Annotated in this window: 18 protein-coding genes and 1 pseudogene; 3 read left to right on the top strand and 16 right to left on the bottom strand. The window is 41.4% G+C overall.

What is annotated here, in order from left to right; translation table 11 throughout:
- From THC_RS08805 to THC_RS08765, 8 genes and pseudogenes are all read right to left on the bottom strand, one after another.
- Nucleotides 1-681, bottom strand: coding sequence for a methylenetetrahydrofolate reductase C-terminal domain-containing protein (locus THC_RS08805; protein WP_068516318.1), 681 nt, complete (start codon nt 679-681; stop codon nt 1-3).
- Complete coding sequence (locus THC_RS08800) at nt 678-1,073, bottom strand: hydrogenase iron-sulfur subunit (protein WP_068516315.1); 396 nt, start codon at nt 1,071-1,073, stop codon at nt 678-680. Before THC_RS08800 ends, THC_RS08805 begins: the two co-directional genes overlap by 4 nt.
- The gene (locus THC_RS08795; protein ID WP_068516311.1) at nt 1,070-1,612 is read right to left on the bottom strand and encodes a 4Fe-4S binding protein; all 543 of its coding nucleotides are present in this window, start codon (nt 1,610-1,612) and stop codon (nt 1,070-1,072) included. The genes THC_RS08800 and THC_RS08795 overlap by 4 nt, the downstream gene beginning before the upstream one ends.
- 11 nt (nt 1,613-1,623) lie before the next feature.
- A pseudogene (locus THC_RS09245) lies at nt 1,624-2,277 on the bottom strand (hydrogenase iron-sulfur subunit); the annotation flags it as partial.
- Nucleotides 2,278-2,336: 59 nt separating this feature from the next.
- On the bottom strand, nt 2,337-5,399 hold the full coding sequence (locus THC_RS08785) for an FAD-dependent oxidoreductase (RefSeq protein ID WP_148638851.1): 3,063 nt from the start codon (nt 5,397-5,399) through the stop codon (nt 2,337-2,339).
- A gap of 15 nt (nt 5,400-5,414) precedes the next feature.
- The gene (cooS, locus tag THC_RS08775) at nt 5,415-7,451 is read right to left on the bottom strand and encodes an anaerobic carbon-monoxide dehydrogenase catalytic subunit (RefSeq protein ID WP_068516304.1); all 2,037 of its coding nucleotides are present in this window, start codon (nt 7,449-7,451) and stop codon (nt 5,415-5,417) included.
- An 80-nt stretch (nt 7,452-7,531) separates the two neighbouring features.
- Entirely contained in the window at nt 7,532-8,431 is a 900-nt protein-coding gene (gene folD / locus THC_RS08770) for a bifunctional methylenetetrahydrofolate dehydrogenase/methenyltetrahydrofolate cyclohydrolase FolD (protein ID WP_068516299.1), read from the bottom strand.
- 24 nt (nt 8,432-8,455) lie between these two features.
- Complete coding sequence (locus THC_RS08765; protein ID WP_068516296.1) at nt 8,456-10,219, bottom strand: formate--tetrahydrofolate ligase; 1,764 nt, start codon at nt 10,217-10,219, stop codon at nt 8,456-8,458.
- A 674-nt stretch (nt 10,220-10,893) separates the two neighbouring features.
- Between THC_RS08765 and THC_RS08760 the strand changes: the two genes are divergently transcribed.
- The 3 genes from THC_RS08760 to THC_RS08745 all read left to right on the top strand — a co-directional run bounded on the left by THC_RS08760 (nt 10,894) and on the right by THC_RS08745 (nt 14,257).
- Complete coding sequence (locus THC_RS08760; protein WP_068516293.1) at nt 10,894-12,972, top strand: FtsK/SpoIIIE family DNA translocase; 2,079 nt, start codon at nt 10,894-10,896, stop codon at nt 12,970-12,972.
- Nucleotides 12,926-13,555, top strand: coding sequence for an outer membrane lipoprotein periplasmic chaperone LolA (locus THC_RS08755; protein ID WP_082706413.1), 630 nt, complete (start codon nt 12,926-12,928; stop codon nt 13,553-13,555). The genes THC_RS08760 and THC_RS08755 overlap by 47 nt, the downstream gene beginning before the upstream one ends.
- 288 nt (nt 13,556-13,843) lie before the next feature.
- On the top strand, nt 13,844-14,257 hold the full coding sequence (locus THC_RS08745) for a YMGG-like glycine zipper-containing protein (protein ID WP_068516285.1): 414 nt from the start codon (nt 13,844-13,846) through the stop codon (nt 14,255-14,257).
- Here the strand turns inward: THC_RS08745 and THC_RS08740 are convergent.
- The 8 genes from THC_RS08740 to THC_RS08705 form a co-directional block, all read right to left on the bottom strand.
- The gene (locus THC_RS08740; protein ID WP_148638849.1) at nt 14,254-15,453 is read right to left on the bottom strand and encodes a pyridoxal phosphate-dependent aminotransferase; all 1,200 of its coding nucleotides are present in this window, start codon (nt 15,451-15,453) and stop codon (nt 14,254-14,256) included. The two genes, THC_RS08745 and THC_RS08740, sit on opposite strands and share 4 nt — an antisense overlap.
- 12 nt (nt 15,454-15,465) lie before the next feature.
- Nucleotides 15,466-16,272 carry a tRNA pseudouridine(38-40) synthase TruA gene (gene truA, locus THC_RS08735; protein WP_068516281.1) on the bottom strand — a complete coding sequence of 269 codons (807 nt, stop codon included), beginning with the start codon at nt 16,270-16,272 and terminating at the stop codon, nt 15,466-15,468.
- Between the two features lie 123 nt (nt 16,273-16,395).
- A complete protein-coding gene (argC, locus tag THC_RS08730; RefSeq protein WP_068516278.1) occupies nt 16,396-17,430 on the bottom strand; it encodes an N-acetyl-gamma-glutamyl-phosphate reductase in 1,035 nt (344 codons plus the stop codon).
- 12 nt (nt 17,431-17,442) lie between these two features.
- Nucleotides 17,443-17,832 (bottom strand): 30S ribosomal protein S9, encoded by a 390-nt coding sequence (gene rpsI, locus THC_RS08725; protein WP_068516273.1) that lies wholly within the window; start codon nt 17,830-17,832, stop codon nt 17,443-17,445.
- 17 nt (nt 17,833-17,849) lie between these two features.
- A complete protein-coding gene (rplM, locus tag THC_RS08720; RefSeq protein WP_068516269.1) occupies nt 17,850-18,296 on the bottom strand; it encodes a 50S ribosomal protein L13 in 447 nt (148 codons plus the stop codon).
- Nucleotides 18,297-18,751: 455 nt separating this feature from the next.
- The gene (locus THC_RS08715; protein ID WP_068516267.1) at nt 18,752-19,762 is read right to left on the bottom strand and encodes an Rpn family recombination-promoting nuclease/putative transposase; all 1,011 of its coding nucleotides are present in this window, start codon (nt 19,760-19,762) and stop codon (nt 18,752-18,754) included.
- 61 nt (nt 19,763-19,823) lie between these two features.
- On the bottom strand, nt 19,824-20,285 hold the full coding sequence (gene dtd, locus THC_RS08710) for a D-aminoacyl-tRNA deacylase (protein WP_068516265.1): 462 nt from the start codon (nt 20,283-20,285) through the stop codon (nt 19,824-19,826).
- A 112-nt stretch (nt 20,286-20,397) separates the two neighbouring features.
- Entirely contained in the window at nt 20,398-20,967 is a 570-nt protein-coding gene (locus tag THC_RS08705; protein ID WP_068516262.1) for a 2-oxoacid:ferredoxin oxidoreductase subunit gamma family protein, read from the bottom strand.
- Between the last annotated feature and the right edge of the window lie 11 nt (nt 20,968-20,978).

Genomic DNA, 20,978 nt, shown 5'->3' with positions numbered 1-20,978 from the left:
CTAATTCCCTCCATTAAGTCTTAGGTCATCTCTAATCCTTACTCTCAAACCATCTCCTCCTGCAGGTCTCCAGTCCTTAGGTTCCCAGATTTCCATAAGTTTTTCAAGTTCTCCGCGCCTTTTCATTCTCTCCACAATTTCATGCCAGATACAGGGCATCTCCTTTCTTACCTCGCACCTTCCCCCCTGTGAACCTCCACATGGACCATTTAAAAGATTTTTAGCGCATCTGGCAATGGGACAGAGCCCGGCTGTCTTATCTATAATACAATCTCCACAACCTCTACACTTTTCTACCCACTCTCCGAGAGAAAGATTAGCCCCATAAAAGGAGGTATCAACTCCGGGATAAACCCTCATCTCAGGATAGAGATCTGCAATCAAATTCACCCCCACTCCACAGGCAAGGCTGACCACTGCCTCAACCTCACCTTTGTATTTTTTCAAAGGCTCAAGATACTCTGGATCGCATTGCCTTATAAAGGTTGCCTCAAGAACCTCAAGAGGCTTTCCAGAAAGGGTTCTGGCAAGCCTTAGGGCCTCAGCAAGTATGGCTACCTCTCTATCTCCCCCAGCTGAACAAACCGCCACACACCCCCTGCATCCAAGCACAAGCACCTTCTCATAACCTTCAATATTTTGCAAAATCTCAGGTATTGGCCTTCTCTCTGCTATAATCATTGAGCCCTCTCCTTAAGCTCTAAACTCAAGACCCTCTGATAAAAGGCCTTGGCCTTTTCCACAAAGTCTCCACTATCAAGTCTTGAAACATAAAACATCTCCACTCTCTCAGGTTCAATACCAATCTCTTCAAGAATTTTTTTCGCTCCAAGAACCCTCTTTTCAGCCCTCTCACTTCCTTTTTGATTATGACAGGTTCCTTTACTACATCCAGCAACCATCACCGCTTTGGCTCCCTCTTTGAAGGCCCTTAATATATCTGTAATTTCAATATGTCCGGAGCAGGGATATCTCTTTATCTCAATCTTTCCCAAGAGAGAGGCAAGGTCCTCTCTTTCTGCTAAATTAGTATAATTACAACAAAGAATAGTTATTTGAAAAGAATTCTTCATTCAGCCTTTACCTCCAAAAATTCAGGTTTAGGTTTAAGCTCAATGGCTCTTGCTGGACACTCCTTAACACAGATTCCACAAGCCCTGCACTTAGAGGGCTCTATATAAGCAAAACCTAAGTTTCCAATAGAAGCTGCTGAAAAGGGACAAGTTCTCACGCAGGTGAGACAAACTATACACTTTTGCGTATTAACCCGGGCAAAAACACCAAGCTCAAAGAGCTTTTCCTCATCAAGAAGGCCCTTTTCAAGGGCATAATTTCTTAAAGCCCCTATCACATCTCTTGGCTTCACATCCATGGGACACACTGGAACACAGGACCCACACTGAGAACAATACCAGAGAATCTCATTCAAGACCTTATCCATAAATCCAAGGAGAAGAAGATGCACAATCTTTCTGGGATCAAAGATCTTGGTAGTCTTTTTAACCGGGCAAATTCCAGAACAGGCTCCGCATCGAAAACACTGGTCATAACTTGTAACTACCCTCTCTACAAAACCTTTAACCTCGCCTTCATTAACACTCAGGGTAATCAACTTTTTCCTCCTTAGGTCTTCATAAGCTTAGATAAAATGGGGTTTAGCTCATCAACTGAGGCCTTAGTCTTACTAACTAAATAATCAAGGCTCTTTGGTCCGTCCTGAATAAGGGTCTTAACCTCAATTTCATAAAGTCTTCCCCTTAGTTGAGGCAGAAGTTTTTCTTCTACCCTCTGTTTAATGGTCTCTTCAGAAAAATCTTGTAATTTTTTCAATTCCTTGGCTATATTACCATAAGTTGTGCGAACTTGCATGTTCTTGCAAACAGCGATTGCTGAATCAAGATAAAAATTCAAATCCCCCTCACTAAGCCCCTCAGCAGAGCCAAGAGGACCAAGCTCTTTGACCTTGAGCATAAATTTTTTCATATCCTCAACAAGTTTAGCAGGTTCAGCAGATGAGACCCATTCAAGGGTGAATCTCTCCTCCTTTATGCCTATTAATCTAAGAAGGTTTTTGACCATCTCTGCCATAATCAGGGCCTGAAAATTTCCATCCATATACTTACACTCTCCAAGTTTACAGCCACCAACCATGACAGCATCCGCCCCATTTTTAAAGGCTTCAAGGACAAAAAGAGGATCTACTCTGCCACTACACATAACCCTTATCACCCTGTGATAAGGGGGATAATTCTGGCGAGCCACCCCGGCCGCATCAGCTGCCGCGTAACATCACCAGTGACACATAAAGCTTAGTATTCTGGGTTCAAAATCCATTTCTAAGCCCCTCCAGCCTTAGCTTCTTTTTCCTCTTCTACTCTTTCTTCCTCTCTCTTAAATCCTCTCAATTGCTCAAGAATGGCCTCTCCAGTAAATCCTCCAACATCAATGGCAAAAACTGGACAATGAGAGGCGCATACCCCACAGCCTTTACAGGCTGCCTTAATGACCCTTGCTTTTCTCCGCTTCTCAACCTTAGCCATCTCAATAGCTGAGAAAGGACATACCTCAGCACAGATGGCACATCCAATACACTTAGCCTCATTAACCTCTGCCACAATAGGAGGCACATCAACAAAACCCTTCGCAAGGGGAATACCTGCCTTACCTGCCCCGGCTTTAGCCTGCGCTATTACCTCACTCAAGAGCTGAGGACTATGGGCAAGCCCTACCAAATAGACCCCATCTGTTGCAGTTTCAACAGGCCTTAATTTTACATGGGCCTCCATCAGAAAACCCTCATCATTTACAGGCAACTTGAGAATACTGGCAATATTATTGTCCTCTGTTGCAGTAATTCCCACAGAAAGGACACAGAGATCTGCCTTAAGCTCAAGCTCTTCAGCCAACAATGTATCCCATACCTTTACAACAGCTTTTTTGTTCTTTACCTCAACTCTTGGGCGCTTATCTGCTGAAAATCTTATAAATTTAACCCCCTTCTTTCTGGCAGATAGATAATATTTTTCATAAAAACCATAGGCCCGCATATCCATATAAAGGATATAGACCTCTGTTTCTGGGCTAAGCTCTTTTATCTTTAAGGCATTCTTGAGAGCCTGAATACAACAGACCTTACTACAATGTTTAAGCTCCTCACCCCTTGAGCCTGCACACTGAATCATAATCACTCTCTTGGGAAAACCTTTGCTCTTTTTCTTAGTAAGTCTCTCCTCAAGTTCAAGTTGCGTAATAACCCTTTCACCATCTAAGGGATAACTTGATGGCCTGTATTCTTTTCCTCCTGTGGCTACTACTACCACTCCGTGATTAAGAATTTCTGAAGCCTCCATTGTCCTTATAGTGGTAGTATAATTTCCAATATAACCAGAGATGTTTTCAACGGTTGCAGATGTAAAGACCTTAATCTTAGGATGGGCTTTAACCTTTTCAATTAACTCCTTTAAAAAGGCCTGAGGATCATCTCCAGCAATCAAGGTCTTAACCCTTCTTAAAGTTCCACCAAGCTCAGGCTCCTTCTCAACCAAAAAGACCTCAAAGCCTTGCTCAGCTAAGGAGAGGGCTGAGGTCATTCCTGCAGCTCCGCCCCCTATTATTAAAGCTGAAGGAGTTACCTTTACTCTCTGAAGCTCAAGGGGTTTAAGTCTCCTTGCCTTAGCCACAGCCATCCTTACAAGGTCTTTAGCCTTTTCTGTTGCCTTTTCAGGATTATCAGGATGCACCCAGGCGCACTGATCTCTAATATTAGCCATCTCAATGAGAGCTAAATTAAGACCTGCCTCCCTTAAGGTATCCTGAAATAAGGGCTCATGAGTTCTTGGGGTACAGGCTGACATAACAATACGATTGAGACGATATTTTTTTATCTTATCTACAAGCTGAACAAGAGAATCCTGAGCACAGGCATAGACTACATTTTCTGAAAGCACAACATTGGGAAGGGTTTTAGCATAATCCCTTACTTCCTTTACATCCACAACTCCTGCAATATTTACTCCACAATGGCAGACAAAGACCCCAATCCTTGGTTCTTCAGAAAGAAGCTCTATATCCTCAGGGGGATATTCTTTGACTACCGTGGAAGTCCCTCTACCATCTTTAAGAAGCTCCGAGGCAAGAGCTGCCCCACCTCCTGCCTGAATAACGCTTTCAGGAATATCCTTTGGTCCCTGAAAGGCTCCAATTACATAAATCCCTGGTCTTGAGGTCTCAAGGGGATTTAGATAATTTGTCTTTGCAAATCTAAACTCATTTAATTCAATCCCAAAGATCTGAGAAAGCTTTTCAGCGTCCTCCGGAGCTCCCAAACCAACAGAAAGCACAATGAGATCAAAGTATTCCCTTTTTACTTCTCCAGCTTCATCTACATAATTAAGAGCAAGCCTTCCATCAACTCTATCAACCTTACCAGGCCGAGCCCTAACCACCTTGAAACCATACTTGTCCACCGCGGATCTAAAACTCTCATCAAAACCCTTACCCTGTGTTCTCACATCCATAAAGAAAAGGGTAATTTCGGCAGAAGGCTCATGTTCCTTAATGACTGAGGCCTGTTTTACTGCATACATACAGCAAACACTTGAACAATAAGGCTGGCCACAGGTAAGATCCCTTGAGCCAACGCATTGAATATAGGCAATCCTTTTGGGATGTTTGAAATCTGAAAGTCTAATAACCTCTCCCTCTGTAGGCCCAGCTACACAGGTAAGCCTTTCTACCTCCAGACTATGGAGGACATCACTAAACTTCCCATAGCCAAATTTTTCCAGAGCAGAAACCGGGACCTTTCCAAAACCCGGTGCCAAAAGAATAGCTCCCACCTGAACCTCTTTAATCTCTGGCTTCTGATCAAAATTTATGGCCTTTGGCCCGCAGACATTACTACAGAGCTGACAGGTCTCATGATTTAACCGTAAACAGACCTCAGGATCAAGATAATACTTAGTTGGCACCGCCTGAGGAAAATCAATGCGTGCAGCTCTGGTAAAGGTCAAATTCTCGTTATAAGTATCAATAGCAAGCCTTGGGCAATACTTCATACACTCCCCACAGGCAGTGCACTTATCCGGGTCAATATAGCGAGGATTGACTTTAAGCTTTACCTTAAAGTCTCCAGCCTTACCCTTTACCTCAAGCACCTCAGTCAGAGTCAGGATTTCAATATTGGGAGACCGCCCGGCCTCCACCATCTTAGGGGCAAGGATTCAGATACTACAGTCATTGGTGGGAAAGGTCTTATCAAGTTGAGCCATTACCCCACCAATACTTGCCTTTTTTTCCACTAAATAAACATAAAATCCAAGATCTGCTAAATCTAAAGCGCTCTGAATCCCAGCAATTCCGCCCCCAACAACTAAGACCTGTCCTTTGGGATTCTTCATCTTTTAAACTTCCCCCTATGCAGTTTTTTCTTCAGTGGTTAGCTTTTCATGGGAACCAAAACAACCAAGTCCATGGAACACAGGCACATATCTTGGCCCTTCAAGAGCCCTTCTCATAGCCATATCAAAGAGGACTCTTGGCTTGGGCTTATCAATTCCAAGAGCCCTTCTTCCACCATTAATTCTATCTATCATAATATTAGCAAACTCATTGGCAGTCCTTGCAACCCTCCAGCATCCATTAAAATAATTTTCAATTTCATAGAAGAGAAAATCGGTAACAGTTTTACTTCCAAGGGTTGGAAAATCAGGCCCAAAAACAACCTGAACACCCGTGGTAACAAAATACATCCCAATAGCGATAGCCTTTTCACTCATCCACTGAGGGGCACATCCTACCGCTGGAATCTGAAATATATCATCTCCAAGACCTCCTGTATGAACTATCTCTGTTGCTGCAATAAGAATTCGCGAATTATCCACACAAGCCCCCATGTGAAGAACAGGCGGACAACCTACTGCTTCAAGAACCTCTCTCAGACCATCTCCTGCAAGCTTTGCTGCTTCAGGAGAAAGAAGCCCTGCCATAGCCATGTTGGTTGCCGAACAACCTGTGGCAAGAACAAGCACATTATTAGCAATAAGCTCCTTAGCAAGCTCAACCTGAATGGGCTCATTTACTCTATACTGATCGCAACCCACAATGGCTGCAATTCCAAGGATCTTTCCATTAATAATATTTTCATTTAATGGTTTATAACTTGCCCTGAATCTTCCTCCAAGGATATACATAATGGCCTCATGACTAAACCCAGCCACAATATCCACACTCTGATCGGGAATATTTACCTTAGAAAGGTCCCTCTGAGGAAATCTGGCAATAGCTGTTCTTAAAATTTCCTTAGCAACCTCTAAAGCCCTTTTTTCATCAAAGGGGATATGCGTTGCCCCCTCCATCATGGCAATGGGACTTGTGGTAATCACTGCTGTATGAAAGTGTTTAGCTATTTCAACTACATTTTGCATGATACACTGCACATCAACAACAACCGCTTCAAGTGCTCCAGTTGCAATAGCAACTTCCTGCTGAATAAAAGATCCAGCAATAGGTATCCCCTTACGCATAAGAACTTCATTTCCAGTGCAACAGATTCCGGAAAGGTTAATTCCTTTAGCACCAACCCTTTTTGCCTCCTCAATTATCTCAGGGTCATAACTTGCCTGAGCTAAGGCATCAGCTAAAAGGGGATCATGCCCATGCACAGCCACATTCACATGATCAGGCCTTAAGACCCCCAGACCAATATTAACTTTTGCCCTTATAGGCTGGGGATTTCCAAGCAAAAGATCTTGAAGTTCTGTAGCAAGCATACTTCCTCCCCAGCCATCCGCAAGAGAACATCTTGCAGCCCCCATAAGAATATTTTTATAGTTCTGGTCAACGCCGATAGTTGTCCGGTGCGTGAGCTCAACCACCTCTCTATCTACACCCCTTGGAACAACTCCATATTGTCTCCACTTTTCAAGAAGGGGCTTTGGAGCTCTATGGGTAAGAATTATTTCTCCCTCCTGTTGTGAAAATATTCTCAAAGCAGCATCTGCAAGTTCTTTTAGAAGATCCCCTTCAGGAAGATTGGGATCTACTCCAAAAGCCTGAGCAACAACTCTAAGCTTTCTCTTATCTCTCACTTCAAAGGGAACCTCTCCATGCACAGCTTCGTAAAAGAGTTTAGCCACATGTCTTCCATGATCAGAATGAGCTGAGGTTCCTGCAGCAACCATTCTGGCAAAATTTCTGGCTACCACTGTAGCTGCAGAGGCTCCACAGACTCCTTTCAATTCCTCAACACCTTCCACTACCTGACAGGGTCCCATATTGCAGACCCTACAACAGGTCCCTCCCTTACCAAAGGCACATGGAAGAGTCCCTCTCCTCTCAACCCTTCTGGGAGCAGTAAGCACATCTTCTTTAAGTTTACTGTATAGTTCCTCTGCAGTTTGTGTCTGCACCCCGGGCCTCCCTTTACCAAATCTTGCTCTTTCATCTATCATAAAAACACCTCCCTATAAATCTTTATAACTTTAAAATAATTTTAAAGTTACAATAAATTAAGAACTTGTGAATTTAGTCACTATGCTACCTCACTGGGGAGCCCGGCCCACATCTTGGCAGACTCAAGAGTATTTTTCATAAGCATGGTTATGGTCATAGGCCCAACTCCACCCGGAACCGGAGTAATAAAACTTGCCTTTTCTTTAACACCTTCAAAATCCACATCACCACAAAGCTTGGCCTTGCCTTCTGGAGTGGTTCCAATTCTATTAACCCCCACATCAATTACAACCACACCCTCTTTCACCATATCTGCAGTGACAAATTTAGGGACTCCTGCAGCTACAATCAGGATATCTGCCCTTTTGGTATGTTCTGCCATATTTTTGGTCCCGGTATGACAGACAGTCACAGTTGCATTTCCCACAGGTTTTCTCTTCTGCATAAGCAAGATGGCAACGGGTTTTCCCACTATATTGCTCCTTCCAACTACAACCACATCAGCCCCATCAACAGGCACTCCTGTTTCAGCAAGAAGCATAAGCACTCCGTAAGGCGTGCAGGGGATAAAACAGGGCTCTCCTATAACAAGTTTGCCTACATTGACAGGATGAAAGCCATCTACATCCTTTCTCGGATCAATGGCATAAAGAACCCTCTTTTCATTGATGTGTTTGGGAAGAGGAAGCTGAACAAGGATTCCATGAATCTGGGGATCCCTATTATATTTATCAATCATCTTCAAAAGTTTCTCTTCAGAAACATTTTCAGGAAGATTTTCCTGTACTGAATAAAATCCAAGCTCATGAGCAGTTTTTTGCTTGGCAGTTACATAAGAGACAGAGGCCGGATTTTCCCCCACCAGAATGGTAACCAGCCCTGGAGTAATCCCTTTCCCTTTAAGCTCTTCAACCTCTCTCTTTATATTCTGCCTGATTTTCTCTGCTACAGCCTTTCCATCAAGTATCTTTGCGGACATATCGCTCCTCCTGATATTTTTCTTTTAGAAAAGTCCTTTAACTTTTCCGGTTTCCACATCCACATCAATTCTTCTATAGGCCGGATCCGAAGCTGTTCCAGGCATAAGATTGATATCTCCAGCAACAGGCACAATGAAACCTGATCCTCTAAAGATTAAGACATCTCTGACCCTTAAAGTCCATCCCTTGGGGACACCTTTCTTTGCAGGGTCATCAGAAAGAGATAAATGGGTTTTAACCATACAAATGGGAAGTTTCCTCAACTCTGGATTAGCCTCAAGGATCTTAATCTTTTCCTCAGCAGGAGGCATATAAATCACACCATCTGCTCCATAGACCTCCTTGGCAATCTTTTCAATCCTCGTCTTGATGGGTTCATCAAGTTCATAGAGGAATCTAAACTGAGGAGTTTCTCTACAGGCATCCATAACCGCATCTGCAAGCTCAACCGCTCCCTCTCCACCTTTTAGCCAATGATCTGAATAGGCAACTCTCACTCCAGCCTCTTCACAGATCTTTCTCACAAGCTTGACCTCGTTTTCTGTGTCTGCATAAAATTTATTTATACAGACAACCGGGATAGCACCGCTCTTTTTGACGATATTTACGCAATGAAGGAGATTTTCACAGCCCTTTTCTACCCATTCAAGATTTTCTTCAAGATACTCTTTGGGTATGGGTTGCCCTGGCCTTGGAATGGGGGCACCACCATGGCACTTTAGAGCCCTAATAGTTGCTACAACTACCGAGACATTGGGTATAAGGCCTGAAAGTCTGCACTTAATATTCCAGAACTTCTCAAACCCAATATCAGCAGCAAAGCCAGATTCCGTGACCACATAATCTCCAAGCTTAAGAGCTACATAATCCTCAATTATAGAGTTTTGGCCGATAGCGATATTAGCAAAGGGGCCAGCATGCACAAGCACAGGCTGTCCCTCAATAGTCTGCATAAGATTAGGATTGATAGCCTCAACCATCCAGGCAGTCATGGCACCTGCCACATCCAAGTCTTCCGTTGTAACAGGATTACCAAATTTATCAAAGGCAACTACAATCTTTCCAATTCTCTCTCTAAGATCCTTTAAATCCCTTGCTACAGCAAGGATTGCCATAACCTCAGAGGCTACTGCAATCCAGAATTTTGACTCCATGGGATAACCATCGTTTTTTCCACCCAGCCCAATCACAATATGCCTTAAGGCCTGGGCACAAAAATCAATCACCCAGCCCATTTCAACCCTTTTGGGGTCAATGTTTAACCTTCTTAAGCCTTTCTTGGCAAGGGTTTCATCATCGTAATTGGCCTCATGCTGCATCCTTGAAGTGAGGGCAACCATGGCCAAATTATGGGCATTCATGACTGCATTAATATCCCCTGTAAGACCAAGGGAAAATTTATCCAGAGGAATCACCTGAGAAAGGCCACCTCCGGCTGCTGAACCCTTGATATTAAAAGTAGGGCCTCCTGAGGGCTGTCTGATACAGCCAATAACATTTTGCCCTCTTTTACCAAGCCCCTGCACAAGACCTATAAGGGTAGTAGTTTTCCCTTCTCCAAGAGGGGTAGGGGTAATAGCAGTTACATTGATATATTTACCATTGGGTTTATCTTTTAACCTTTCAAGTACCCTCTTGTAATCAATCTTAGCAACATAATGACCATAGGGGAGTAGTTCCTCCTTGGTCAAACCCATCTCCTCTCCAAGTTGATAAACGGTCTTCATATTCTTTTCTGCCTCGTAAGCAATTTCCCAGTCTTTCATCTTGGTTGGATCAAGTTGCATAGTCCACCTCCTTTTTTATTTTGTGCTCCACTAATGCAATTTTCATGCCAAATCCAGAATATTTATTAAGCTAATCATCTAAAATTAATAGCACTTTTTATCAAAATTTACAACTGGCTTCCTCTTGAGGAAAAAATCACCAAGGGGAGAACTTGCACCATTTTATTTTTATCATTTTAATACTATAAGATATTTAATGTCAAGAGCTGTGTATAAGTCCATATCTTTTGAGACTCTATAGGATTTTTTCTTAGGGCCTAACACAAATTAAATCTTTCCACATACCCGTTCCCCTTCGGAAAGAAAGGATAAAAAATCTGCAAAATCTTTCCTTAAGTAGGGGTTCAAAATTTTATACCCCTTGAATTTTTTTGGGGGTCTGTTGTAGCACAGACATTCTTGTCTGTGTTTCTTTCATACATTGGAGTGTAATTTACCTCCACAGGCAAGATTGCCTGTGTTACTTTCAGACTTGTATAACCTCCCTTGTATAGATATCTAATTCCCCTTTTACCCCACTTCCTTTTTCTTGTAAGGATATGAACTTATGCAGAGCTGGGATGTATCTATGTCTTTCATGCCTCCAAATAGAAGAGAAGAAATCTTGTAAAAATATAAACTTATGCAGGGCTTGTAGAGGTTTCTTTTTCTTTTTTTTGACTTAAAATTTAGATATGCAGCCTAAAACAAAAACCATTTTCCTGAATATTCTTATTTTCGGTTTTCTCCTATTTGCGAGCCTCTCCATTTTTACCTATCATCCCCAGGATCCCGGGTTTGGTGTAGAGGGAGCTAAGGAGATAAAAAATATAGGGGGCCTCTTAGGGGCATATCTTAGTTCATTTTTCATCTTTTTCTTTGGTATAGTTGCCCTATTTATTCCAATTTTTACTTTTTTGAGCTATCTTCTTCTATTTTTTTTATTTTCTTTGCGAAAAATCATACTCATCAATATCTTTTTATTAATCTCTCTTTGCTTAAGTTTTTCTTTTCTTTTTGAAATGCTTGAAATAAAAGATAAATATTTATGGATGCGCTTCCCCTTACATGGGGGTTTTATAGGTGAAATATCCTCATTATTCATTAAGGCCCTTGGTGTGCCTGGTTTTTTCCTTTTAATAATTTTGTTACTTTTGATACCTGGATTTATCCTTTTGGATAGGACAAAATTTTTAGCGCGTTTTTTTAAAAGTGATCAATCTGAAGAAAAATTTAGTATCCCCCAGGAAAAAACTCAGGAAAGTCCTGCTCCTTTAGAACTTAGAGATATTAAAGTTCAAACAGGTGAGAAAAACCCTCTCTCCGAGCACCAAGTCCAGTCTGAAGAAACTCCAGAGGTTTCTATTCCAAAGAAACTTACCCTTCCTCCCCCCATTGATTTACTTAGTGATTCTCCAACAAGCTCATACAAGATAAAACCTGAAGAGTTAAAAGAGAGGGCTCTGTTATTAAAGGCCAAACTTAGAGAATTTGGAATTGAGGGAGAGGTAACAGGAATTAATCCCGGACCAGTTATAACTGTCTTTGAATTTAAGCCTGCCCCTGGAATCAAGCTTAGCAAAATTTTAAGTCTCGTTGATGACCTTGCCCTTGGGCTTTCTGCCAAAAGTGTGCGCATTGTTGCCCCTATTCCTGGGAAAAGTGTTATTGGTATTGAGATCTCCAATCCTCAAAGAGAACTGGTTTATCTCAAAGAGATTTTAACTGAAGAAACCTTCAAAAAATCTAACTCCCCTCTTACTTTTTCCCTTGGAAAAGACCTCTCCGGTATACCTGTAGTTGCTGATCTAAGAAAAATGCCCCATCTCCTTATTGCTGGAAGCACTGGCTCCGGAAAGAGTATTTTTATTCACAGCATTATTTTAAGTATTCTTTATAAATCAACCCCTGAAGAGGTAAAATTTCTCATGATAGATCCTAAAAGAATTGAGCTTTCTGTTTATGATGGAATACCCTATTTACTTCATCCTGTAGTCCTTGAGCCTAATATGGCAACGCGGGCCTTAAGATGGGCTGTCTCAGAAATGGAGAGACGCTATAGCCTCTTTGAAGAATTCTCCGTGAGAAATCTTGAATCCTATAATGAAGAATTTGAGGAAAAACTCCCCTATATTGTAATTATCATTGATGAGCTGGCTGATCTCATGGTTGTCTCTTCAAAAGAAGTAGAGACCCTGCTTACCAGACTTGCTCAGATGGCACGAGCTGCAGGGATTCATCTAATCGTAGCCACCCAGAGGCCCTCTGTTGATGTGATAACTGGCCTTATAAAGGTTAACTTTCCCGCCCGCATTTCCTTTCAGGTTACCTCTAAGGTTGATTCCCGCACTATTCTTGATACTCAGGGCGCTGAAAGATTACTTGGTGCAGGGGATATGCTCTTTATGCCCCCAGGAAGTTCTCATCTTCAACGCATTCATGCCCCCTTTGTCTCGGAAAAAGAAGTCAAAAGGGTGGTAGACTACCTTAAATCCTTTGGAGAGCCAGAATATTTAGCTGACTTAGAGAGCCTTGCTGATGAGTCAGAGGAAGAGACCCTTTCTTCAGACCCTATGGGAGATGAACTCTATCAAGAGGCCTTAAAAATTGCCTATCAGTATGGAAAAATCTCTGTTTCTATGTTACAAAGAAAATTAAGAATAGGTTATAATAGAGCGGCAAGGATTGTTGAAAAAATGGAAGAAGAGGGTATACTTGGTCCCAGTGATGGTGTTCGTCCTCGCCCTGTTATTGGTCCTCGCAAGCCCCTTTAAAGAGCTAAAGGCTCAGTCTGTTGAGGAGGTCCTTGAAAAAATTCAGCACTTTTACAGCCAAACCCAGACCCTCCGGGGATCCTTCTCTCAGGAAACTATTTTTCCCAATGGCAATAAAGAGAATCGCTCAGGAAAAATCTGGATGAAAAAACCTGGTCTTTTTCGCTGGGAATATAATACCCCTGAAAAATTCATAATCATTTCTGATAGCAGAAACATCTATGTATATTATCCTGAAGAAAATCAGGCCTTTGTCTATCCTAGTGGTAAGGCCCTATCCTCTCAACTTGCCCTTGGTTTTATGAGTGGAAGGGGAAACTTGCGTAAAGATTTAAAACTTGAAAGCTTTAAGGTCCTTGATGAAGGGTTGTGGCAGTTAAATTTTCTCCCCGCATATCAGGATAGCCAGGTAGAAAAGATCTCCCTTCGCGTAAATCTTGCAAATGGAGAGGTTCAGGAGCTTTTACTTCATTACTTTTCAGGTGAAAGGGTCAGAATTACCTTTAAGAGCTTAGAATACAATCTGGACATCCCAGATAGAGTTTTTAAATTTACACCACCCAAAAATGTTAAAATTAATTAAAGGAGTCAACTATCAGAAAATAGGTAAAAAAGTTAGCCATGGCAAATCACCCCGGAATTATTAATCCTTCTACTAAATATTTGATGGGAATAGAATTAAAGTTGTGCCTTACTCCATCCTCCCGTGTGGCAATGGGTTTTAGCTTAAACCTTCTCTTTGGGAGTTGGGACAGACTCATTTTGGGGCTTTTAAGCCCAGGTGATATGGAGTTCTTGTCCCCCGTTTTCTTAAATTTAAGCAAAGGAAACATGGGTATATTATAAACAAAAAAATTGCAGGAGGTCACCTATGCTGAAAAATCTTAACAGACTTTGGGGGTCTTTACTAATTTTTCTTTTAGCTGTAAGCCTTTTTACAGGATGCACCCCTGATCTTAACCAGAGGACCAAAGAGGGAGCAACTGTTGGGGCTGTTGCAGGAGGTGTCCTGGGTGTTCTTTTTGACAAAAATAATCGCTGGAGAGGAGCAGTCCTTGGTTCTGCTATTGGAGCTGTTATTGGAGGAACTGCTTCTTATATTATGGACAGAGCAAGTCACGATTCAGCAAAAACCAGAAAATCCGTTACCTATGAAAGTGAAGATAGAGTTCAAAAGGTCTATGCCCAGCCAGTTAAATCAGAAGGACAATGTGAGTGGGTAAAGGTCCAGTATTACGAGTATGGTAAATTAGTTAAAGAGGAAACAAGGAGGGTTTGCCCTTAGGTCAGGGCATTTAGAGCCTCCTTTATCCGTTTTACCGCTTTTAGTAAATTTTCCTCAGAGGTAGCATAGGAAAATCGTAAAAATTCATCTTCTCCAAAGGCAACCCCTGGAACCACTGCTACCTGAGCCCTATCAAGTAAATATTCCGCCATATCTATGGAATTTTGAATAACCTTACCTTCATGGGTCTTTTTTCCATAATAGGCAGAGACCCTGGCAAAAAGATAAAAGGCCCCTTGAGGGGGTATAAAATCTATTTCAGGGATTTCCTGCAGAGCAGAGCTCAAAACTGAAGCCCTTTTTGCAAAGGCCTTTACCATCTTATTAATCTCCTCTGCAGGGGTTTTAAGAGCTGCTTCTGCTCCCTTCTGGGCAAAAGAGGTAGCATGACTTGTACTCTGGCCTTGAATTTTTACGCAGGCTGAAATTACTTCCTTTGGACCAAGGGCCCAGCCTATTCTCCAGCCTGTCATAGCATAGGTCTTTGAAACACCATTCACAATAAAAACCCTGCTTTTAAGCTCTGGAGCATAACTTAAAATATTTTCAGGAGATGCCTCATCAAATCTCAATTTATCATAAATATCATCACTTATTAGCCAGAGGTTATGTTTTTCAATAAGTTCTGCAAGTCCCTTCCAGAAATCCCCTGTATAAATCAAGCCTGTTGGGTTGGAGGGACTATTTACTATTATTCCAACTGTTTTAGGGGTAATAGTGGATTCAATTATCTCAAGTTCAGGCTCAAATCGTTTTTCAAAACTTGAGGGCACTATCTTTGGCCGACCTCCTGCACAAACCACCATCTCTGGATAGGAAACCCAATAGGGTGAAAGGACAAGCACCTCATCTCCCTCATCAACAAGAGCCAGAAGGAGATTAAAAATAGCCTGTTTAGCTCCTGTTGATACGATCACCTCATCAGGCTGATACTCAAGGGCATAATCTTCATAAATTTTTTGGCAAATGGCCTTTCTTAGGCTCAAAAAACCCGGTGTTGGGGCATACTTGGTAATCCCCTCTTTCAAAGCCTTTATACAAGCCTCTTTAATTGGCTCAGGGGTATCAAAATCTGGCTCCCCTGCGGAAAGATTAATGACATCTACTCCTTGCTCTTTCAAGGCCTTAGCCTTGGCATCTACTGCCAGAGTTGCAGAAGGCTTTAAGGCTTTTACCCTTTCAGAAAGTTTAATCATCTCAGCACCTCCTCATAACTGGACTTGATATGGGGGATAACGATCTATAATTTTAATCTCTTTATATTCAATGTGCTTTAAAATTAATCCCTGAGGTGGCGCTGGAGGTGGGGCAACTCTCCTGTCCTTTGCTTCTAAAACCTCTTTAAACTCCTCAAGACTCATTTTACCTCTGCCTACCTCAAGGAGAGCCCCTACAAGATTCCTTACCATGTAGCGCATAAAACCCTGGCCAGTTATCTCAAAGACAAGGAGATGGTTGAAGGTATCTGACCACTTAAGCTCCGCTGAATAGATGGTTCTGACAGTGGTTTTTATGTCTGTCCCGGATTTACGAAAACTTGCAAAATCCTTTGTGCCAATAATTTCAGGGAGGCAAGCCTGCATGGCTGAAATATTAAGGGGCTCTGGCACCCAGTAAGAATAGAGTCTTAACAGGGGATTTCTCACAAAGTAGTTGTAAATATTATATTGATAAGTCTTTTTAAGGGCATCCCTCTGGGGATGAAATTTAAAATCCACTTCCTCTATCTGCCAAACTGAAATATCCCGAGGTAAAAGGCCACTTAAGGCCCTGAAGATAACCTCCAATGGTTTGTCAGAGGTGGTTAAAAAATGAGCCACCTGACAAAGGGCATGCACTCCAGCATCAGTTCTTCCTGCAGAACGAATCTTTACCTTGTGCCCCAGAACCTGACTTAATATATCTTGTAAAATACCCTGAATGGTTGGACCCTTGGGTTGAATCTGAAAACCAAGATAATTAGTTCCATCATAAGCTATAAAAAGTCTTATATTTCTAACCAATGGTTCACTCATAAATAAAAGGCCCTTTCAATTTTCTCTTCAAAGAGAGCAAACCCAGTAAGCTGAAAATTCTTCATAACTTGGGGTCTCAAAAGGAGAGCTGGATATAAAAAAGCCAGGATCACAGCTTAAATTTTACACAAAAAGGGGACTTTTTGGAAGACCTAAGTCTTCAGGCAAGCCCATTATAAGGTTTAAATTCTGAATTGCCTGGCCACTTGCCCCTTTAACAAGATTATCAATTACTGAAAGGATAATCCCCCTACCCCTTTCTTTATCTTCAAAAAGGGAAAACTTACAGAAATTAGTTCCCCTAACCTCAGATATGCGGGGATATCTACCAAGAGACAGGACCTCAACAAAGGGTTTATCTTTGTAAAAATCTCTGAGGTATTCATAAACCCTATTGAGGGAGGCCCTGAATTTTACATAAATAGTAGAAAAAATTCCTCGATTTACTGGTAATAAATGCGGGGTAAAGATAAGCCTAATAGATGTCCCAGCGAATTGAGAGAGTTTTTCCTCCATTTCAGGGGTGTGTCTATGATCAGCCACTTTATAGGCCTTAAAATCTTCATTTACCTCACAAAAACTGTAATAGTTCTCTGCTTTTCTACCTGCTCCAGAGGTTCCACTTTTAGAGTCAACAATAATTTCTTCCTTTTCAATTAGCCCCTCCATTAACAGAGGGATAAGGGGGATAAGCACAGATGTAGGATAGCAACCGGGATTACCAATTAAGCTTGCCTCTTTTATCTCTTCCCCATAGATCTCAGGAAGACCATAAACTGCCTTTTGAGCAAGTTCCGGAAATTTATGCTCAATTTTATAAGTTTTCTGATAGACCTCAAGATTTTTAAAACGAAAATCTGCTGATAAATCAATAACTTTTAGATCATTTTCAAGAAAGATTCTTGCCATTTCCTGAGATTTTCCTGCAGGAAGGCATAAAAAAACTGCCTGAGCCTTTTTGCATATAACTTCTGGGTCTGGTTCTTCAAAGATTAAGGAGGCAAACTTTCCTGAAAAGCCATAGACCTCGGATAGACATTTTCCAGCAAGTTCCCTTGAGGTAATAGTGGTTACTTCTACTTCAGGATGGTAACTTAAAAGCCTGAGCAGTTCAAGCCCAGTATAACCACTTGCCCCAACTATAGCAACAGAGATCACGCACACCTGATCCTAACGCTTGGAGTATTGCTGACCCCTTCTGGCTCCCCGAAGGCCATATTTTTTTCTCTCTTTTTCTCTGGGGTCCCGAGTAATGAAGCCTGCTTTTCTTAAAAGGGGTTTAAGCTCTGGATTATATTCTACTAAGGCTCTGGCGATGCCATGGCGAATGGCTTCAGCCTGAGCAGATTTTCCTCCACCTTCAACAGTGCATTTCACATTAAACTTGCCCAGTAAATTAGCAACCCTAAAAGGTCCAAAAATTACATCCTCTGCAACAAGGTGATCCTTAAAATACTCTGAAAAGGGCTTTTCATTTACCAGAATCTCTCCCTCGCCTGGTAAAAGCCAGACTCTTGCTACTGAAGTCTTTCTCTTTCCGGTGGCATATAAGCTATTCATAGTCTATCTAACCTCCTTTAAAATTCCATGGGTTGAGGATTTTGAGCTTGATGGGGATGAACCTCCCCGGCATAAACCTTTATCTTTTTAAGAAGTTTATTTCTCATACGATTTCTGGGTAGCATTCTTTTTACTGCAAGTAAAATAAGCTCCTCAGGCTTTTTTTGGAGAAGCTCTCTTGCAGTCTCAAGTTTAAGACCACCCATATAGCCGCTATGTCTCCAATAGGTCTTCTGGTCAAGTTTTTTACCAGTTAGCTTAACTTTGTCCGCATTGATGATAACAAAGAAATCTCCTTGATCTACATGAGGAGAATAATCAGCCCTGTGCTTACCCTGAAGCATATAAGCAAGTTGAGAAGCAAGTCTTCCCAGAACCTTATCCTTGGCATCAATCAAATACCAGTTTCTCTTGACCTCCTCCTTTTTTACCCAAGGAGTTTGTGGAGTTAAGAAAGAAGGCATCTTTTTCCTCCCTCAAAAAGTTTTTCCTCAAATTTAAGCCAATTTTTCATTTTGTCAAGCAAATGTCTAAGTCCATATCTTTTGAGACTTAAATAGTAGGGGTTTAAAATTTTATACCCCTTGAATTTTTTTGGGGGTCTGTTGTAGCACAGACATTCTTGTCTGTGTTTCTTTCACAGATTGGAGTGTAATTTACCTCCACAGGCAAGATTGCCTGTGTTACTTTTACAAACTTATAAAGCCTCACCTGTATAGATATCTAATTCCCCTTTTACCCCACTTCCTTTTTCTTGTAAGGATCTGAACTTATACCCCCGCCTTATAATTGAAATATTTAACAGCGTCTTTTAAAAAAAGAATTTTGTTGAAGGAGTTTAAAATTTTAACCCTTACAAATTTCTAACAAAGCCATAACAGTTGATAAAGTTAGATAAGTTGTAAAAATTATGAAATTATCAATTTTCAAAAAGTTGAAAGATATCTTCAGAGCTCTTCGCAAGAATTATTTTCCTCAGCCACTCCTTGAGAACTCCTCTATCCTCTTCCCTTACCACCCTCTCCCTCACTTCCTCCGGCACATACCCAAGCTTCACCTCTATGGCCTCAAGCACAAGCTCCCTTGCATTCTGTATTAACCCCTGATATTTCCCCTGCTCAATACCCTGCTTATAAAACTTCTCTCCCACTTTATCCCAAAAGCTCTTTAACTCCATCTTTACCCCCTCTTCTTCACAACTATCTAATATATTAAACCAGATTACCTCCTCGTCAACCCCACTCTTTATTACTGCTATCTCTATCAAAAACCCCATCTCCCATCTTCCTTTCTCCCCTATTGCTACTAATCTCTCTGTCGCCCTTGTAATAACTTCAATTATCTCATCAAATTCCAGTGCTTCCGCCTTCATTAAATAAAGATAACACCCAAGCCCTGCTAAAATATCAAATACCCTCAAAATCTTCTCATCCTCTACCCTCTTTAAATCTACCACATGAAGCTTAAAAAGTTCCCCCTTTAACCCCTCTGGCACTGAAAATATCTCCTCTATCCTTTCAGGATACTCCCAGGGCTTATCCCCTTCATAAAACACAAGAGGTAAAACAGGCACATACCCCTTCCCCTCCTTGAAAGACCTCTCATTTAAAGCGGTTATGTAATTTAAAATCTGAAGGTAAATTCTTTTATCAGGTGCACTTTTGTGCTCAATAAGGATGTAGAGATGGGCTTTGGTTGAAGGTTTACCTTCACTAAGGAGATTAACCTCTGCAACAAGATCTGGGATTTCTCGCTTTTTTCTTGAGAGAGAAACCTGTTCTTCAGGGATAATTTTAAGGGAGTCAAGGTCAAGATGAGTTTTAATGTGATCAGGGAGGAAGGTTGAGAGGAAGCCTTTTAAGTTTTCAGGGTCTTTGAGGAAGGCCTTGGCAAAAAGGTCATAGGGAATGGGAGGTTTCTTCTTTGACATAGAGGTATTTTGCCAGAATTTAGGGGAAATTCAAGAGAATTTTTTAACAATTTCAAAGAGACTAATCAATTAGATAGGCTGGATTGATCTTTTCTAAATAGATAGTCACTGGTCCATCATTTACAAGTTCTATTTCCATATGAGCTCCAAAGACCCCTTCCTTTAGTGGCACCCCCTTTTTTCTTATCTTTTCCGCAAGTTTTTCAAGCAAGGCCTTTGCCAGCTCAGGCTCTTCAGAGAGATGAAAACTTGGCCTTGTCCCCTTTTTCAATTGTCCACAGATCGTGAAATTGGAGACAAGAAGAATTTCTCCAGAGATATCTTTCACATTGAGATTAAATTTACCATCAGCATCGGGAAATATTCTCAAATTAACCAGCTTTTCAGCTATCCAGGAAAGCACATTTTCGTCATCACCCCTTTCTGCACAAACCAGGGCAAGAAGGCCTCTTCCTATTTCAGAAAAAACCTTTCCCTCTATTAAAACCCTGGCAAATTTTACTCTCTGAATAACTGCTTTCATTCTGTTATTTAAAAAGCAAAACTCCTTTTTTGAGAAAATTCAAACAACAAATTTTTAGATCTTTCCACAAAAGTTGTTCCTCTCCTTGCAACCTATCCGGGGTAGAACCCTTTTAAGTTCTATGCAATTTTTTTACCTCTTCAAAGCCTCTTAAATAAGCCTTGAGATTAGGCTCAAAAAGATGGGCTTTACCTTTCCCAAGCATATCTCGCAGAGCTTTTTTAAAAATTTTTTCTGGAATGATTTCAAGAAGACCATTAAAAGCTCCCAGGGCGCAGAGATTTAATGACATGGAAGCACCAACCTCTTCTGCCAGGGTGTTTAAAGGCAGAGAAACAATCTTTTTCCCTTTTATCAGTTCTGAGTAATTCTCAATCTCTTCAGATTTAACGAGATCCCCATTTACCAGGGCAAGCCCTCTCTTTTTCAATCTGGGGAGAAACTTTAAAAAGGATGGAAGATTTAATATAATCAAATAACCTGGCTCAAGCACCAACGGGGAAGCAATCTCTTTATCAGAAATAATAACCGTGCAATGGCAGGTTCCCCCTCTCATCTCTGGGCCGTAGACCGGTAAAAAACTAACATTATAGCCCTGATACATACCCGCAAGAGCAAGAAGATTTCCAGCAAAAAGTATGCCCTGGCCTCCAAAGCCTGACAAAATTATTTCAAGCCTCAACTTTTAACCTC

Source organism: Caldimicrobium thiodismutans (genome assembly GCF_001548275.1).
Classification (GTDB): domain Bacteria; phylum Desulfobacterota; class Thermodesulfobacteria; order Thermodesulfobacteriales; family Thermodesulfobacteriaceae; genus Caldimicrobium; species Caldimicrobium thiodismutans.
The sequence above is the reverse complement of the archived record's forward strand: the minus strand, read 5'-3'. Positions and strand labels throughout refer to the sequence as shown.

Bases quoted from the DNA above. Each gene is read 5' to 3' on its own strand.
- THC_RS08805 (WP_068516318.1), bottom strand. From the start codon at position 681: ATGATTATAGCAGAGAGAAGGCCAATACCTGAGATTTTGCAAAATATT.
- THC_RS08800 (WP_068516315.1), bottom strand. From the start codon at position 1,073: ATGAAGAATTCTTTTCAAATAACTATTCTTTGTTGTAATTATACTAAT.
- cooS (WP_068516304.1), bottom strand. From the start codon at position 7,451: ATGATAGATGAAAGAGCAAGATTTGGTAAAGGGAGGCCCGGGGTGCAG.
- folD (WP_068516299.1), bottom strand. From the start codon at position 8,431: ATGTCCGCAAAGATACTTGATGGAAAGGCTGTAGCAGAGAAAATCAGG.
- THC_RS08765 (WP_068516296.1), bottom strand. From the start codon at position 10,219: ATGCAACTTGATCCAACCAAGATGAAAGACTGGGAAATTGCTTACGAG.
- THC_RS08760 (WP_068516293.1), top strand. From the start codon at position 10,894: ATGCAGCCTAAAACAAAAACCATTTTCCTGAATATTCTTATTTTCGGT.
- THC_RS08755 (WP_082706413.1), top strand. From the start codon at position 12,926: ATGGTGTTCGTCCTCGCCCTGTTATTGGTCCTCGCAAGCCCCTTTAAA.
- THC_RS08745 (WP_068516285.1), top strand. From the start codon at position 13,844: ATGCTGAAAAATCTTAACAGACTTTGGGGGTCTTTACTAATTTTTCTT.
- THC_RS08740 (WP_148638849.1), bottom strand. From the start codon at position 15,453: ATGATTAAACTTTCTGAAAGGGTAAAAGCCTTAAAGCCTTCTGCAACT.
- truA (WP_068516281.1), bottom strand. From the start codon at position 16,272: ATGAGTGAACCATTGGTTAGAAATATAAGACTTTTTATAGCTTATGAT.
- rpsI (WP_068516273.1), bottom strand. From the start codon at position 17,832: ATGAATAGCTTATATGCCACCGGAAAGAGAAAGACTTCAGTAGCAAGA.
- rplM (WP_068516269.1), bottom strand. From the start codon at position 18,296: ATGCCTTCTTTCTTAACTCCACAAACTCCTTGGGTAAAAAAGGAGGAG.
- THC_RS08715 (WP_068516267.1), bottom strand. From the start codon at position 19,762: ATGTCAAAGAAGAAACCTCCCATTCCCTATGACCTTTTTGCCAAGGCC.
- dtd (WP_068516265.1), bottom strand. From the start codon at position 20,285: ATGAAAGCAGTTATTCAGAGAGTAAAATTTGCCAGGGTTTTAATAGAG.